Annotated in this window: 12 protein-coding genes; 9 read left to right on the top strand and 3 right to left on the bottom strand. The window is 64.4% G+C overall.

Annotated elements, in window-relative coordinates; all coding sequences use genetic code 11:
- Positions 1 to 58: 58 nt before the first annotated feature.
- On the bottom strand, positions 59 to 2,023 hold the full coding sequence (gene mnmC, locus M2S36_RS17865) for a bifunctional tRNA (5-methylaminomethyl-2-thiouridine)(34)-methyltransferase MnmD/FAD-dependent 5-carboxymethylaminomethyl-2-thiouridine(34) oxidoreductase MnmC (RefSeq protein WP_333957532.1): 1,965 nt from the start codon (positions 2,021 to 2,023) through the stop codon (positions 59 to 61).
- Between the two features lie 153 nt (positions 2,024 to 2,176).
- Between mnmC and pap the strand changes: the two genes are divergently transcribed.
- Positions 2,177 to 3,670 (top strand): polyphosphate:AMP phosphotransferase, encoded by a 1,494-nt coding sequence (pap, locus tag M2S36_RS17860; protein ID WP_207829110.1) that lies wholly within the window; start codon positions 2,177 to 2,179, stop codon positions 3,668 to 3,670.
- A 253-nt stretch (positions 3,671 to 3,923) separates the two neighbouring features.
- Positions 3,924 to 4,886, top strand: a complete 963-nt coding sequence (locus tag M2S36_RS17855; protein ID WP_207829108.1) for a DMT family transporter — start codon at positions 3,924 to 3,926, stop codon at positions 4,884 to 4,886.
- A gap of 123 nt (positions 4,887 to 5,009) precedes the next feature.
- Here the strand turns inward: M2S36_RS17855 and M2S36_RS17850 are convergent, their stop codons facing one another.
- Positions 5,010 to 6,404 carry a class II fumarate hydratase gene (locus M2S36_RS17850; RefSeq protein WP_207829105.1) on the bottom strand — a complete coding sequence of 465 codons (1,395 nt, stop codon included), beginning with the start codon at positions 6,402 to 6,404 and terminating at the stop codon, positions 5,010 to 5,012.
- 155 nt (positions 6,405 to 6,559) lie between these two features.
- Here M2S36_RS17850 and M2S36_RS17845 point away from each other — a divergent pair, with 155 nt between their 5' ends.
- The 7 genes from M2S36_RS17845 (at position 6,560) to M2S36_RS17815 (ending at position 14,515) form a co-directional block, all read left to right on the top strand.
- Complete coding sequence (locus M2S36_RS17845) at positions 6,560 to 7,084, top strand: DUF2059 domain-containing protein (RefSeq protein WP_207829102.1); 525 nt, start codon at positions 6,560 to 6,562, stop codon at positions 7,082 to 7,084.
- 10 nt (positions 7,085 to 7,094) lie between these two features.
- Positions 7,095 to 7,391 carry a BolA family protein gene (locus tag M2S36_RS17840; protein ID WP_003252644.1) on the top strand — a complete coding sequence of 99 codons (297 nt, stop codon included), beginning with the start codon at positions 7,095 to 7,097 and terminating at the stop codon, positions 7,389 to 7,391.
- A 220-nt stretch (positions 7,392 to 7,611) separates the two neighbouring features.
- On the top strand, positions 7,612 to 8,544 hold the full coding sequence (gene trhO, locus M2S36_RS17835; protein WP_025338092.1) for an oxygen-dependent tRNA uridine(34) hydroxylase TrhO: 933 nt from the start codon (positions 7,612 to 7,614) through the stop codon (positions 8,542 to 8,544).
- 3 nt (positions 8,545 to 8,547) lie between these two features.
- Complete coding sequence (locus M2S36_RS17830; RefSeq protein ID WP_207829098.1) at positions 8,548 to 9,180, top strand: DsbA family protein; 633 nt, start codon at positions 8,548 to 8,550, stop codon at positions 9,178 to 9,180.
- Positions 9,173 to 11,005 carry an ABC transporter ATP-binding protein gene (locus M2S36_RS17825; RefSeq protein WP_207829090.1) on the top strand — a complete coding sequence of 611 codons (1,833 nt, stop codon included), beginning with the start codon at positions 9,173 to 9,175 and terminating at the stop codon, positions 11,003 to 11,005. The genes M2S36_RS17830 and M2S36_RS17825 overlap by 8 nt, the downstream gene beginning before the upstream one ends.
- Positions 11,006 to 11,242: 237 nt before the next feature.
- On the top strand, positions 11,243 to 13,699 hold the full coding sequence (locus M2S36_RS17820; RefSeq protein ID WP_207829088.1) for an EAL domain-containing protein: 2,457 nt from the start codon (positions 11,243 to 11,245) through the stop codon (positions 13,697 to 13,699).
- A gap of 30 nt (positions 13,700 to 13,729) precedes the next feature.
- Complete coding sequence (locus M2S36_RS17815) at positions 13,730 to 14,515, top strand: TenA family transcriptional regulator (protein WP_207829086.1); 786 nt, start codon at positions 13,730 to 13,732, stop codon at positions 14,513 to 14,515.
- A gap of 118 nt (positions 14,516 to 14,633) precedes the next feature.
- On the opposite strand, the gene M2S36_RS17810 is transcribed toward M2S36_RS17815, so the two are convergent.
- Positions 14,634 to 15,374: a YciK family oxidoreductase gene (locus M2S36_RS17810; RefSeq protein ID WP_333957531.1), complete on the bottom strand. Its 741-nt coding sequence runs from the start codon at positions 15,372 to 15,374 to the stop codon at positions 14,634 to 14,636.
- Between the last annotated feature and the right edge of the window lie 144 nt (positions 15,375 to 15,518).

Here is a 15,518-nt window from a genome sequence, read left to right as displayed (position 1 = left end):
CGCGGGCGGCGCTCGGTCTCCAAGCCACAACAAATTCAACGGCATGCACCCGATGCAATCAATTCCCGCGGATCAATTTACGCAACCCAAACCGGTTGGGGTGGCACGCCTCCGCCACCGCCCGTGGCAACGGCAGCGGTTCCCCGCACACCCACGCCGCCACCAGTTCGCCGCTCAACGGCGCCGTGATCAACCCGCGTGAGCCATGCCCACTGTTCACATACAACCCGCCCAGCCAGGGGCAGGCCACATCCGGCACCTGGCGCGCATCCCGGCCCAGCACTGCGTAGGCCTCGGCGAACGCCTGCGCATCCGCCACCGGCCCGACGATCGGCAGGTAATCCGGGCTGGTGCAACGGAACGCCGCACGCCCCTGCAATTGCCCGGGGTCCAGTTCGGTGGTGCCCAGGCGCCGGGCCAGGTCGACAGAGATCTCGTCCAGCAATGCCAGGTTGCCCTGGTGCTCGGCCGCCGTCGGCGCCAGGTCTGTGCTGTGGAAGTCGAAGCTCGCGCCCAGGGTATGTTCATCCCCGCGCGGCGGTGCCACATAGCCTTCCGCGCACACCACGGTTCGCAGCGCGCGGCTTTCGGCGGTTGCCGGCAGGCGGGTGATCTGCCCGCGGATGCGCTTGAGTGGCAACTGCGCGCACGGCTCGAAGCGCTGTACGTCGGCGGCACCGGCCAGGACCACCACCGGCGCGCTGGCCAGCAGGCGTTCGCCAGCCCAGGCTTGCCACTGCCCGTCGACTTTGCGCAGGTCGAGCACCTCCTGGTGCGTCAGCAGGCGAATACCCGGGTGCTGCAACTGCTGCTCGCACAGCGCCGGCGGGTGCACCCAGCCACCTTCGGGATAGAACAGGCCACCCGCCGGCAAGGCCACCCCGGCGATGGCTTCAGCCTCTGCACGTTCCAGTGGCTGCAGCAGGTCATGTTCGAAGGCGGCGGCCAGTTTGCCCTGGCGTTCGGCTTCCTTGCTGTCGAAGGCCAGTTGCAGCACGCCACAGGCATCCCAGTCGCGGCCACGTTGCAGGCGCTGCAGCTGGCGCCGGGTGTAGCCGAAACCGGCCAGGATCATCTGCGACAGCGCCGTGCCATGGGCGGACAGCTTGAGGTACAGCACCCCTTGCGGGTTACCCGAAGCTTCCTGTGCCGGGGTATCGTGGCGTTCCAGCACGGTAACCTGCCAGCCACGCCGGGCCAGGCTGGCGGCGGTTGTGCTGCCGGCGAGCCCGGCGCCTATGACCAGTGCTTCACGCGGCCCTGCTGCGGCAGCCGGGCGCGCGTACCACGGTGCGCCGGGGCTGGGCACAGGGCCGACGTAGGCGCCGCTCATCACTTCCCATTTCTTGCCGATGCCCGGCACCTTCTTCATGGCGAAGCCGGCGTCGACCAGGCTGCGGCGTACCCAGCCGGTAGTGGTGAAGGTGCCTAGCACCGTGCCCGGGTGTGACAGCCGTGCCAGCTGCGCGAACAGCTCCGGGGTCCACATGTCGGGGTTCTTGGCCGGGGCGAAGCCGTCGAGGAACCACACATCGATCTGCGCATCGAGTTGCGGCAGCTGTTCCAGCACATCACCGATCAGCAGGGTGAGGGTGACCCGGCCGTTGTCGAAGGTGAACTGCTGGAAGCCCGGGTGCACTGCCACGTACTGCTCCAGCAGGGGCTGGCTGTAGGCCGCCAGTTCCGGCCACAGGCGTATGGCGCGGGCCATGTCGTCGCGACCGAGGGGGTACTTTTCGACGCTGACGAAATGCAGGCGGGTCTCGGCGTGGGCGTGTTGCTCGAACAGTTGCCAGGCACAGTAGAAGTTCATGCCGGTGCCGAAACCGGTTTCGCCGATCACCAGGCAGGTGTGCGGGGCGAGGTTGGCAAAGCGCTCGGCCAGGCGGGTTTGCCCAAGAAACACGTGCCTGGTTTCTTCGATGCCTTCGTTGACCGCGAAATAGACGTCGTTGTATTGCCGCGAATGGGGGCGGCCCTGGTCGTCCCAGTCGATCTGGGCGTGCTGGAGGAGGGTGGACATGGTTGGCTCGGTTGCAGCGGATGGGCGGATTTTATGCCATCCGGGACGTTTGCGCAGGCTGTGCCGGCCTCTTCGCGGGCACGCCCGCTCCCACAGGTACTGCACAAGCCTTCAAATCCGCTAGTCTTGCTTATCCATTGAAGGAGCCAGTGCATGTTCGAATCCGCTGAAATCGGCCACAGCATCGACAAGGAGGCTTATGACGCCGAGGTACCCGCTTTACGCGAGTCCCTGCTCGAAGCCCAGTACGAACTCAAGCAGCAGGCGCGCTTCCCGGTGATCGTGCTGATCAACGGTATCGAAGGCGCCGGCAAGGGCGAGACGGTCAAGCTGCTCAACGAGTGGATGGACCCGCGCATGATCGATGTGCTCACCTTCGACCAGCAGACCGACGAAGAGCTGGCCCGCCCACCGGCCTGGCGCTACTGGCGGGCGCTGCCACCAAAGGGGCGGATGGGCGTGTTCTTCGGCAACTGGTACAGCCAGATGCTGCAGGGGCGGGTACACGGGGTGTTCAAGGATGCCGTGCTCGACCAGGCCATCACCGGCGCCGAACGGCTGGAGGAGATGCTGTGCGACGAAGGTGCGCTGATCATCAAGTTCTGGTTCCACCTGTCCAAGAAGCAGATGAAGGCAAGGCTGAAGTCGCTCAAAGACGACCCGCTGCACAGCTGGAAGATCAGCCCGCTGGACTGGCAGCAGTCGGAAACCTACGACCGTTTCGTGCGCTTTGGTGAACGCGTGCTGCGCCGCACCAGCCGCGACTATGCGCCTTGGCATATCATCGAGGGCGTCGACCCGAACTACCGCAGCCTGGCGGTAGGGCGCATCCTGCTGGAAAGCCTGCAGGCGGCACTGGCCAACAACCCCAAAGGCAAGCATCAGGGCAACGTCGCCCCGCTGGGCCGCAGTATCGACCAGCGCAGCCTGCTCGGTGCGCTGGACATGACCCTGCGCCTGGACAAGGCCGACTATCAGGAGCAACTGGTCACCGAGCAGGCCCGCCTGGCTGGCCTGCTGCGCCACAAGCACATGCGCCGACATGCCCTGGTGGCGGTGTTCGAAGGCAACGATGCTGCCGGCAAGGGCGGTGCCATCCGCCGCGTGGCCGCCGCGCTGGACCCGCGCCAGTACCGCATCGTGCCGATTGCCGCGCCCACTGAAGAAGAGCGTGCGCAGCCATACCTGTGGCGGTTCTGGCGGCACATTCCGGCGCGCGGCAAGTTCACCATCTTCGACCGCTCCTGGTATGGCCGGGTGCTGGTGGAGCGGGTGGAAGGCTTCTGCAGCCCGGCTGACTGGATGCGCGCCTACAGCGAGATCAACGATTTCGAAGAACAGTTGGTGAATGCTGGCACGGTGGTGGTCAAGTTCTGGCTGGCGATCGACCAGCAGACCCAGCTGGAGCGCTTCGAAGAACGCGAACAGATCCCGTTCAAGCGCTACAAGATCACCGAGGATGACTGGCGCAACCGTGACAAGTGGGACGACTATGTCCAGGCGGTGGGGGACATGGTCGACCGCACCAGCACCGAGATCGCACCGTGGACGCTGGTGGAGGCCAACGACAAGCGCTGGGCGCGGGTGAAGGTACTGCGTACCATCAACCAGGCGCTTGAGGCGGCGTTTGCCAGGGACAAGAAATAATCGAAGTTCCTGTTTGCATGTGCCGGCCTCTTCGCGGGTGAACCCGCTCCCACAGGGATCACACAAAATTCGACTCTGTGATATTCCTGAGGTGCGGGTTTACCCGCGAAGAGGCCAGAACAGGCAGCACACCTGCCAAGCCATGCCGTAGAAGAATGACCTGATGAATTCTTTTCCCGGCACCCGCCACCGTCTCCGCCCTCCAAGCCCGTAGAATTCAATCACCCCCACCACGGGCTTGATCGAGGACTTTATGCATACCACTACCGGCCGCTGGGGCTATGGCCTGTTCCTGGCACTTCTGACTGCGCTGCTGTGGGGCATCCTGCCGATCAAGCTCAAGCAGGTGCTGCAAGTGGTCGACCCGGTCACCGTCACCTGGTACCGCCTGCTGGTCTCCGGCGGCCTGCTGTTCGCCTGGCTGGCCGCCAAGCGCAGGTTGCCTTCCCTCAGCAAACTGACGCCCAAGGGCAAAGGCCTGGTGCTAGTGGCCGTGCTCGGCCTGATGGGCAACTACGTGCTGTACCTGATCGGCCTCAACCTGCTCAGCCCGGGCACCGCGCAACTGGTCGTGCAGATCGGCCCGGTGCTGTTGCTGGTGGCCAGCGTGTTCGTGTTCCGCGAGCGTTTCAGCCTGGGGCAGGGGGTGGGCCTGCTGATCCTGCTGGCGGGGTTTGGCCTGTTTTTCAACCAGCGCCTGGAAGAGCTGCTGACCTCGCTCGGCGCCTATACCACCGGGGTGCTGACCATCCTGCTGGCCACCAGCATCTGGGTGTTCTATGCGCTTAGCCAGAAGCAACTGCTGACTGTGTGGCATTCGCAGCAGGTAATGATGGTGATCTACCTCGGCTGCGCCGCGCTGCTGACGCCCTGGGTCCACCCGTTGGAGGCCTTGCAGCTGACCCCGGTGCAAGGCTGGCTGTTGCTGGCCTGTTGCCTGAATACCCTGGTGGCCTATGGCGCGTTTGCCGAGGCGCTGGCGCACTGGGAGGCGTCGCGGGTGAGTGCCACGCTGGCGTTGACCCCGCTGGTGACCTTTGTCGCGGTGGCGCTGGCGGCGTTGGTGTGGCCTGAGTATGTGCATGCCGAGGCCATCAATGCCTTGGGTTATGTGGGGGCGGTGACCGTGGTGCTGGGCTCGGCGCTGGTGGCACTGGGGCCGTCGCTGGTGGCCGGGTGGCGGGCGCGCAGGGCGCGGTTGGCCCAGGCTCATTGATCGCCTGTACCGGCCTCTTCGCGGGTGAACCCGCTCCCACAGGGATCCTACAATATTCAGCCTTGTGGTAATCCTGTGGGAGCGGGTTCACCCGCGAAAGGGCCGGTAAAGGCAGTGCACGACTCAGCCCTTGCCCCCCGGGGCCAGCATGTTCTCCGGCCTCACCCACTGGTCGAACTGCTCATTGGTCAGGTACTTCAACTCCAATGCCGCCTCGCGCAAGGTCTTGCCTTCGCCATAGGCCTTCTTGGCAATTTCCGCCGCCTTGTCATAGCCAATATGCGGGTTCAGCGCCGTTACCAGCATCAGCCCCCGCTCCAGGTGCGCCGCCATCTGCTCGGCATCCGGCTCGATGCCCGCCACGCAGTGCTGCTGGAAGTTGCGGCAGCCGTCAGCCAGCAATTCGATCGACTGCAGCAGGTTGTGGATGATCACCGGCTTGAACACGTTCAGCTGCAAATGCCCCTGGCTGGCGGCAAAGCCGATTGCAGCATCGTTGCCCAGCACCTGGCAGGCCAGCATCGACAGCGCTTCGCACTGGGTAGGGTTGACCTTGCCTGGCATGATCGAGCTGCCTGGCTCGTTGGCCGGCAGGCGTACCTCGGCCAGCCCGGCGCGCGGGCCGGAACCCAGCAGGCGCAGGTCGTTGGCGATTTTCATCAGGGCCACGGCCAGGGTCTTCAGGGCGCCAGCCAGGCTGGTCAGCGGCTCGTGGCCGGCGAGGGCGGCGAACTTGTTCGGCGCAGTGACGAATGGCAGGCCAGACAGCGCTGCCAGCTCGGCGGCGACGGCTTCGGCAAAACCATGCGGTGCATTGAGCCCGGTGCCCACGGCAGTGCCGCCCTGGGCCAGTTCGCACACCGCCGGCAGGGTGGCGCGGATGGCGCGCTGGGCATAGTCGAGCTGGGCGACGAAGGCCGACACCTCCTGGCCGAAGGTGATCGGCGTGGCGTCCATCATGTGCGTGCGGCCGGTCTTCACCAGCTTGTGGTGGCGTGCCGACAACTCGGCCAGCCCCGAGGACAGCTCGGCGATGGCCGGCAGCAGCTTGTCGTGCACCGCCTGCGCCGCGGCAATGTGCATGGCAGTGGGGAAGCAGTCGTTGGAACTCTGCGAGCGGTTGACGTGGTCGTTGGGGTGCACGGGTGCCTTGCCGCCACGGCCCTTGCCGGCCAGTTCGTTGGCCCGCCCGGCGATCACTTCGTTGACGTTCATGTTGCTCTGGGTGCCGCTGCCGGTCTGCCAGACCACCAGCGGGAACTGGTCGTCATGCTGGCCGTCCAGCACTTCGTCGGCGGCCTGCTCGATCAGCCGGGCGATGTCGGCCGGCAAGTCGCCATTACGGTCGTTGACGCGTGCCGCGGCCTTCTTGATCAGCGCCAGGGCGTGCAGCACCGCGATGGGCATGCGTTCCTTGCCAATGGCGAAGTTGATCAGCGAACGCTGGGTCTGCGCACCCCAGTAGGCGTCCTCAGGAACTTCGACCGGGCCCAGGCTGTCTGTCTCGATACGGCTCATTCTGTACTCACTCCTGTGTAGTTCGAAATCGCAGTTTAGGCCCTGATTCGACCGAGCGGTTCAGTCGCTCGTCGTGCCACTTGAGCACATCGCCACCACGGCGCAGAATGCTCTACTTTGAGGTACCCGCCTCCCTCTCTTGTGAAGGAAATGCAATGACCCGTCTCCGTGTCCTTTGTGCCGCCGTTGCCCTGGCTTGCGCCAGCGGCCAGGTATTCGCTGCCACCGCCAGCCACAATGCTGCTGCCGAGAAATTCCTGACCCTGGCCAACGCTGACAAGCTGGGTACCCCGGTATACATGCAGGTCCAGCAGATGTTCGCCCAGCGTTTCGCCCAGACCAAGGCCCCGGCCACCAAGCAGCCAGTGCTGGAAAGCTACCAGGCCAAGGCCAACGCCGCGCTGGACAACGCCATCGGCTGGAACAAGCTGAAGCCGAAGATGGTCGACCTGTACACCCAGACCTTCACCGAGCAGGAGCTCAAGGACCTGGTCAAGTTCTACGAATCGCCGCTGGGCAAGAAAGTGCTGCGCGAAATGCCCAAGGTCACCCAGCAGTCGGCCCAGCTGACCCAGCAGAGCCTGGAGCCAGCGGTACCGGTGGTGAACAAGCTGCTGGACGACATGACCAAGGAACTGGACCCGAACGCTGGCAAGGCCGCCGCCCCGGCGAAGAAGTGAGTACGCCGCGATGACCATGCAACAGCGTATCGAACAGCAACTGGCAGCCCTGGCGCCGCAACACCTGCAAGTGCTCAACGAAAGCCACATGCACAGTCGTGGTCAGGAGACCCACTACAAGGCAGTGATCGTCAGCGAGCAGTTTGCCGGGTTGAACAGCGTCAAGCGCCACCAGAAGGTGTACGCCACCATGGGTGAGCTGATGGGCGAGATCCATGCTCTGGCCATCCACACCTACACCGCCGAAGAGTGGGCCAAGGTCGGCGTTGCACCGGCCTCGCCGGTGTGTGCGGGCGGCGGGCACTGAAACCTTGCTGTTGTTCTGGTAGAATCCGCAACATCCCAAAAGGGGGCTGCTGTGCAGCCCATCGCCGGCAAGCCGGCTCCCACAGGTAAAGTGCCCTCCTTGAGTGTGGCGCAATACCTGTGGGAGCTGGCTTGCCGGCGATGGGGCGCGCAGCGGCCCCCTGTTTCTTGTGTAACCCGGTCCGCCCCTTACGAGGGCAACCACCTGGAGAACCTGCTTCATGTCCCAACCCATCGTCGTCGCGGCGCTGTACAAGTTCGTCACCCTGGAAGACTACGTCGAGCTGCGTGAGCCGCTGCTCAAGACCATGCTCGACAACAACGTCAAAGGCACCCTGCTGCTGGCCCACGAGGGCATCAACGGCACCGTGTCTGCCACCCGCGAAGGCATCGACGGCCTGCTGGCCTGGCTGCGCAACGACCCGCGCCTGGTCGATGTCGACCACAAGGAATCGTACTGCGACGAACAGCCGTTCTACCGCACCAAGGTCAAGCTCAAGAAAGAGATCGTCACCCTCGGCGTGCCGGGCGTGGACCCGAACCAGGCGGTCGGCACCTACGTCGAGCCCAAAGACTGGAACGCGCTGATCAGCGACCCGGAAGTGCTGCTGATCGACACCCGCAACGACTACGAAGTGGCCATCGGCACCTTCAAGGGCGCCATCGACCCGAAGACCGAAACATTCCGCGAGTTCCCCGACTACATCAAGGCCAACTTCGACCCCAGCAAGCACAAGAAGGTTGCCATGTTCTGCACCGGTGGTATCCGTTGCGAAAAAGCCTCCAGCTACATGCTCGGTGAAGGCTTCGAGGCGGTCTATCATCTTAAGGGCGGCATCCTGAAATACTTCGAGGAAGTGCCTCAGGAAGAAAGCCTGTGGGACGGCGACTGCTTCGTCTTCGACAACCGCGTCACGGTGCGCCATGACCTGAGCGAGGGCGAGTACGACCAGTGCCACGCCTGCCGCCACCCGATCAATGCGGAGGAGCGCGCGTCGGAGCACTATTCGCCAGGGGTCAGCTGCCCGCATTGCTGGGACACCCTGAGCGAGAAGACCCGGCGTAGCGCTATCGACCGGCAGAAGCAGATCGAGCTGGCCAAGGCCCGCAACCTGCCGCACCCGATCGGTTACAACTACAAAGCCGAGGCTTGATGCATGTCTGCACGCCTGATCTATGTGATGGACCCGATGTGCTCCTGGTGCTGGGGTTTTGCGCCAGTGGCCGCGGCCCTGATCGCCCAGGCGCGTGAGGCAGGCGTGCCGACCCGCCTGGTGCCGGGCGGGCTGCGCACCGGCGGCAGTGCCCTGGACAGCGCTACCCGCAAGTACATCCTCGAACACTGGCAGGCAGTGGCCGATGCCACCGGCCAGCCGTTCCGCTTCGAGGGGGCCATGCCCGACGGCTTCGTCTACGACACCGAGCCGGCTTGCCGTGCCCTGGTCACTGCCCGCGAGCTGGACGCCGAGCGCGTCTGGCTGCTGCTGGCGCTGATCCAGCGTTCGTTCTACGAGCAGGGCGTGGATGTGACCGTTGCACCGCATCTGGTCGAACTGGCCGAACAGGCAGGCTTTGACCGGGCCGTGTTCGCCGAGGCCTTTGCCCGTGCCGACACCCGCGCCGCCACCGCAGCCGATTTCAGCTGGGCCCATGACTTGGGCATCGCCGGTTTCCCGACCCTGCTGGCCGAACGCAAGGGTCAACTGGCCCTGCTGACCAATGGCTACCAGCCGCTGGAGCGCCTGCAACCCTTGCTCGGCCGCTGGCTGCAGCAGGCCGCCTGTGCTTGATGTGCCTGGGTCACCCGACCCGGTGCCGGGTAAGCCTCACGCTGTGGCCGATCGACTGAGCTGGGCGGAAATCCGCCGCCTGGCCCTGCACCACAAGAAAAACCTCTGGTCCGCCAACTTCATCGCCGTATTGGCGGCTTGCTGCAGCGTGCCCATCCCGCTGCTGCTGCCGCTGCTGGTGGACGAAGTGCTGCTGGGCCATGGCGACGCCGCGCTGAAGTGGATGAACCACTTGCTGCCGTCCAGCTGGCAGGTGGCGGCCGGCTACATCGGCCTGATGTTGCTGCTGACCCTGTGCCTGCGCCTGTCCGCCCTGGCGTTCAACGTGATCCAGGCCAAGCTGTTCGCCGGCCTGGCCAAGGACATCGTCTATCGTCTGCGCATCCGCCTGATCGAGCGGCTCAAGCGCATCTCGCTGAAGGAATACGAAAGCCTGGGCAGCGGGACGGTGACCACCCACCTGGTCACCGACCTGGACACCCTCGACAAATTCGTCGGCGAAACCCTCAGCCGCTTCCTGGTGGCCATGCTGACCCTGACCGGCACGGCGGCCATCCTGATCTGGATGCACTGGCAGCTGGCCTTGCTGATATTGCTGTTCAACCCGCTGGTGATCTACTTCACCGTGCAGTTGGGCAAGCGCGTCAAGCACCTGAAAAAACTCGAGAACGACAGTACCGCGCGGTTTACCCAGGCGTTGGCGGAAACCCTCGATGCCATCCAGGAAATCCGCGCTGGCAACCGCCAGGGCTACTTCCTCGGTCGCCTTGGCCTGCGCGCCCGCGAAGTGCGTGACTACGCCGTGGACTCGCAATGGAAGAGCGATGCCAGTGGCCGTGCCAGTGGCCTGCTGTTCCAGTTCGGCATCGATATCTTCCGCGCCGCGGCCATGCTCACCGTGCTGTTCTCCGACCTGTCGATCGGCCAGATGCTGGCGGTGTTCAGCTACCTGTGGTTCATGATCGGCCCGGTGGAGCAGTTGCTCAACCTGCAATATGCCTACTACGCCGCCGGTGGTGCGTTGAGCCGCCTCAACGAACTGCTGGCGCGTGCCGACGAGCCGCAGTACCCGGCCGCCAGTGACCCGTTCGCCGGCCGCGAGACGGTGGGCATCGAAGTGCGCGACCTGCGCTTTGCCTATGCCGACGAGCCGGTGCTCGAGCACCTCGACCTGTCCATCGCCCCAGGCGAGAAGGTAGCGATCGTCGGTGCCAGCGGTGGTGGCAAGAGCACCCTGGTGCAACTGTTGCTGGGCCTTTATAGCGCCCAGGCCGGCACCATCCGCTTTGGCGGTGCCAGCCTGCAGGAAATCGGCCTGGAAACCCTGCGCGAGAACGTCGCGGTGGTGTTGCAGCACCCGTCATTGTTCAACGACACCGTGCGCGCCAACCTGACCATGGGCCGTGACAGCAGCGACGAGGCCTGCTGGCAGGCACTGCGCATCGCCCAGCTGGATGCCACCATCGCCGCCTTGCCACAGGGCCTGGACAGTGTGGTGGGGCGCTCCGGCGTGCGCTTGTCCGGTGGCCAGCGCCAGCGCCTGGCCATTGCCCGCATGGTGCTGGCCGAGCCCAAGGTGGTGATCCTCGACGAAGCCACCTCGGCCCTGGATGCCGCCACCGAATACAACCTGCACCAGGCCCTGGCGCGCTTCCTCAGCGGCCGTACCACACTGATCATCGCCCACCGCCTGTCGGCGGTGAAACAGGCCGACCGGGTGCTGGTGTTCGATGGCGGACATGTGGCCGAGGATGGCGACCATCAGCAGCTGATTGCCGAGGGTGGGTTGTATGCCAAGTTGTATGGGCACCTGCAGCAGAGCTGAATTTTTGCCAGCCAGTGCGGGCCCTGTCGTCGGCAAGCCAGCTCCCGCAGGATTACCACAGGCCTGAGTATTGTGGGGTACCTGTGGGAGGTGGCGTGCCTGCGACAGGGCCGGGAAGTCCGTGTGAAAATCCCCAGCCTCCCTGTCATAAAAAACCCAGCCATGGGGATGGCAAATGGCCTACGCTGTGCTTGTCTGGGTTGATTTGCGCCTTATCTGCTCTGTGACAGGGACTCCATGAAGGGACATCGCACTCTAGAAGCGCCAAAGTTGCTCGGCATCACCTGGCCCTTCATCGCCGTGGTGGTCTTCCAGGTCGCCTTGGGCAGCCTCAGCCTTTATACGCTCTCGGCCGTGCGTGCCTATGTCGCGGGCGAAAGCCTGTGGTCCAAGGCACAGAAAGACGCCATCTACTACCTCAACCTGTACGCCGAAACCCGCGACGACAGCACCTACCAGCGCTATCGCCAGGCTATCACCGTGCCCCAGGGCGACTACCAGCTGCGCGAGGTGCTCGACCAGCCCAGCCCCGACCTGAACGCCGCGCGCCAGGCCGTGCTGCAAGGCGGCAACCATCCTGACGATGTCGAGCGGATCATCTGGTTCTACCGCAACTTTCGCAACGTCAGCTACATGCAGACGGCAATCGACTACTGGGACATCGGCGACGACTACCTGGGCAAGCTGGATATGCTGGCCGTGGAAATGCGCAGCAGCTTCGCCGCTGGCCCGGTCGACGCCCGCACGGTCAGCGACTGGAAGGCGCGCATCGTCACCATCAATGAAGGGGTAACCCCGGCCGCCAGGGCGTTCAGCGATGCTCTGGGCGAAGGCTCGCGCATGCTGCTGCGGGTACTGCTGATCACCAACCTGCTGACTGCGATGTTCCTGATTGCCATTGCCTGGCGTCGCTCCAGCAAGCTGCTGGCCCAGCGCCAGGCCTTTGCCAGCGCCCTGCAGGAAGAAAAGGAGCGGGCGCAGATCACCCTGCAGGCCATCGGCGATGCGGTGATTGCCGCTGATGTGGAGGGCAGTATCGGCTACATGAACCCGGCCGCCGAGCAACTGACCCACTGGCAGGCCGGCCAGGCCCAGGGCCTGCCGCTGTCGGCGCTGTTCAGCCTGGTGGACGAGCAGGCCGAGGAAGACGGCCGCAGCCTGGTGGAGCAGGTGCTCAGCGGCAGCCTCAAGGGCGGCGCTGAACATGCCCGGCTCATCCAGCGCCTGGACGGTAGCACTGTGTCGGTCAACCTGGTCGGTTCGCCGATCGTCAGTGACGGCCAGGTCAGCGGCATCGTGCTGGTGCTGCACGACATGACCCAGGAGCGCCAGTACATCGCCAACCTGTCCTGGCAGGCCACCCACGACGCCCTGACCGGCCTGGCCAACCGCCGCGAGTTCGAATACCGCCTGGAGCAGGCGCTCAATGACCTGGCGCGCCAGGCCGGGCGGCATTCGCTGATGTTCCTCGACCTTGACCAGTTCAAGCTGGTCAACGACACCTGCGGGCATGCCGCCGGCGACGAACTGCTGCGGCACATCTGCGCCGTGCTGCAATCCGGCCTGCGCGAAGGCGACACCCTGGCCCGGCTGGGGGGTGACGAATTTGGTGTGCTGTTGGAAAACTGCCCGCCCGACCAGGCCGAGCGCATTGCCGAGCAACTGCGCCAGCTGGTGCAGAGCCTGCATTTCGTGTGGAAGGGGCGACCGTTCGTCACCACCGTCAGCGTCGGCCTGGTGCACATGGCCCAGGCTCCCGGCACCCTCGAAAGCTCGCTGCGCGCCGCCGACATGGCCTGCTACATGGCCAAGGAAAAGGGCCGCAACCGCGTGCAGGTGTACCATGCCGACGACAGCGAGCTGTCCATGCGTTTTGGCGAAATGGCCTGGATCCAGCGCTTGCATGTGGCCCTGGAGGAAAACCGCTTCTGCCTGTACGCCCAGGAAATCGCCCCGCTGAAAACCTTCGAAGGCCCCGGCCATATCGAGATTCTGCTGCGTCTGCACGACGAAAGCGGCCGTACCATTCTGCCCAGCAGTTTCATCCCGGCGGCCGAGCGCTACGGCCTGATGACCGCGCTGGACCGCTGGGTGGTGCGCAATGTGTTCCAGGTCATTCGCCAGTGCCTGGACGAAGGGCGCGAGGGGCCGCTGTCGATCTGCGCGATCAACCTGTCGGGCTCGAGCATTGGCGACGACAAGTTCCTCGAATACCTGCAGCGCCTGTTCGTCGAATACGCCATCCCGCCGCGGATGATCTGTTTCGAAATCACCGAAACCAGTGCCATAGCCAACCTTGGCAGCGCCATTCGCTTCATCAACGAGCTGAAGGGGCTGGGTTGTCGCTTCTCGCTCGATGACTTCTGCGCCGGCATGTCGTCGTTCGCCTATCTCAAGCATTTGCCGGTGGATTACCTGAAGATCGACGGGAGTTTCGTCAAGGACATGCTCGACGACCCGGTCAACCGGGCCATGGTCGAGGTCATCAACCATATCGGTCACGTAATGGGCAAGCGCACCATTGCCGAATTCGTCGAAACACCCTTGATCGAGCAGGCCTTGCAGGAAATTGGCGTGGATTACGCTCAGGGCTATCTCATCGAACGCCCCCAGGTGTTCACCTGTGACAGTCTGCAGCGCCAACGGATCGCCGCCCGGCCTCTGTTGCAGCGGGCACCTGGCACGTTTCGTTAGCTAGAAATCACAAGGATCAAGGAGCTGAAAGTGATTGATGCATTCGTTCGTATCGGGCCTTTGATGGATCCCGCCAGCTATCCCCAATGGGCCCAGCAACTGATTGAAGACTGTCGCGAGAGCAAGCGCCGGGTAGTTGAGCATGAGTTCTACACGCGCCTGCGCGATGGCCAGTTGAAACAATCGACCATTCGCCAGTACCTGATCGGTGGCTGGCCGGTGGTGGAGCAATTCTCGCTGTACATGGCCCACAACCTGACCAAGACCCGCTATGGCCGGCACCAGGGCGAAGACATGGCGCGGCGCTGGCTGATGCGCAACATCCGTGTCGAGCTCAACCACGCCGACTACTGGGTGAACTGGTGCCAGGCGCATGGCGTGCACCTGCACGAGTTGCAGGCCCAGGAAGTGCCGCCTGAGCTGAACGGCCTGAACGACTGGTGCTGGCGCGTATGCGCTACCGAGAACCTGGCCATTTCCATGGCGGCGACCAACTACGCCATCGAAGGTGCGACCGGCGAATGGTCGGCGGTGGTGTGCTCCACCGACACCTATGCGTTGGGTTTTCCGGAGGATCAGCGCAAGCGGGCGATGAAGTGGCTGAAGATGCATGCCCAGTATGACGACGCGCACCCGTGGGAGGCGCTGGAGATCATCTGCACCCTGGCCGGCGAGAACCCGACCCTGGGGCTGCGCAACGAACTGCGCAGGGCGATTTGCAAGAGTTATGACTGCATGTACCTGTTCCTGGAGCGGTGCATGCAGCTGGAAGGGCGCCAGCAGGGGCGCATGCGCCCGGCACTGGCCGCGGGCTGATCGCTCTCCTGTCCTGGCCTCTTCGCGGGTAAACCCGCTCCTACAAGTGCTGCGCTGCCCTCATGGCGGTGAATAACCCTGTGGTAGCGGGCGTGCCCGCGAAGAGGCCGGTGCAAGCCTACTGGGCGTTGAACGCCTGCCCATTCACCCCTTTGCTGTCCGGCCCCATCAGGTACAGGTACACCGGCATGATCTCTTCCGGCAGCGGGTTGTTCTGCGGATTTTCGCTGGGGTAGGCCTGTGCCCGCATCGCCGTGCGCGTTGCGCCCGGGTTGATGCTGTTGGAGCGCACCAGTGCTACGCCGTCCAGTTCATCGGCCAGGGTTTGCATCAGGCCCTCGGTGGCGAACTTGGACACGCCATAGGCGCCCCAGTAGGCCCGGCCCTTGCGCCCGACGCTGCTGCTGGTGAATACCACCGAAGCGTCTTCCGACAGCTTCAGCAGCGGTAGCAGGGTGCTGGTGAGCATGAAGGTGGCATTGACGTTGATGTGCATCACGCGCATGAAGTTGTCGCCCGACAGCTGCTCCAGCGGCGTGCGCGGGCCGATGATCGAAGCATTGTTCAGCAGGCCGTCGAGGCGGCCGAACTGCTCCTCGATCATCACCGCCAGTTCGTCGTACTGGTGGGGCAGGGCGGTTTCCAGGTTGAACGGGATCACCACCGGTTGCGGGTGCCCCGCGGCTTCGATCTGGTCGTAGACCTCGTTGAGGTTGGCCTCGGTCTTGCCCAGCAGCAGCACGGTGGCGCCCAGTGCAGCGTAGGCCTTGGCGGCAGCGGCGCCGATGCCGCGGCCGGCACCGGTAACCAGGATGACCCGGCCTTGCAGCAGGTCGGGGCGGGCGGTGTAGTCGAACATGGTAGGTCCTTCGAGTTCGTTTGGCGCGGCACCGTCCCCTGTGGGAGCGGGTTTACCCGCGAATGCGTGCGATCAGGCGCCGTTGTCGTCTGGGCTGACGCATTCGCGGGTAAACCCGCTCCCACAGGGGCTGTGCTGCGGTCT

The organism is Pseudomonas sp. SF2, assembly GCF_036858055.1.
In the GTDB taxonomy this organism is placed as follows: Bacteria; Pseudomonadota; Gammaproteobacteria; order Pseudomonadales; family Pseudomonadaceae; genus Aquipseudomonas.
This window is presented reverse-complemented; position numbering and strand designations above follow the sequence as displayed.

What these genes read in the sequence shown, in the direction of transcription:
- M2S36_RS17855 (WP_207829108.1), top strand. Translation starts at nt 3,924, where the DNA reads ATGCATACCACTACCGGCCGCTGGGGCTATGGCCTGTTCCTGGCACTT.
- trhO (WP_025338092.1), top strand. Translation starts at nt 7,612, where the DNA reads ATGTCCCAACCCATCGTCGTCGCGGCGCTGTACAAGTTCGTCACCCTG.
- M2S36_RS17810 (WP_333957531.1), bottom strand. Translation starts at nt 15,374, where the DNA reads ATGTTCGACTACACCGCCCGCCCCGACCTGCTGCAAGGCCGGGTCATC.
- M2S36_RS17830 (WP_207829098.1), top strand. Translation starts at nt 8,548, where the DNA reads ATGTCTGCACGCCTGATCTATGTGATGGACCCGATGTGCTCCTGGTGC.
- mnmC (WP_333957532.1), bottom strand. Translation starts at nt 2,023, where the DNA reads ATGTCCACCCTCCTCCAGCACGCCCAGATCGACTGGGACGACCAGGGC.
- pap (WP_207829110.1), top strand. Translation starts at nt 2,177, where the DNA reads ATGTTCGAATCCGCTGAAATCGGCCACAGCATCGACAAGGAGGCTTAT.
- M2S36_RS17840 (WP_003252644.1), top strand. Translation starts at nt 7,095, where the DNA reads ATGACCATGCAACAGCGTATCGAACAGCAACTGGCAGCCCTGGCGCCG.
- M2S36_RS17845 (WP_207829102.1), top strand. Translation starts at nt 6,560, where the DNA reads ATGACCCGTCTCCGTGTCCTTTGTGCCGCCGTTGCCCTGGCTTGCGCC.
- M2S36_RS17820 (WP_207829088.1), top strand. Translation starts at nt 11,243, where the DNA reads ATGAAGGGACATCGCACTCTAGAAGCGCCAAAGTTGCTCGGCATCACC.
- M2S36_RS17850 (WP_207829105.1), bottom strand. Translation starts at nt 6,404, where the DNA reads ATGAGCCGTATCGAGACAGACAGCCTGGGCCCGGTCGAAGTTCCTGAG.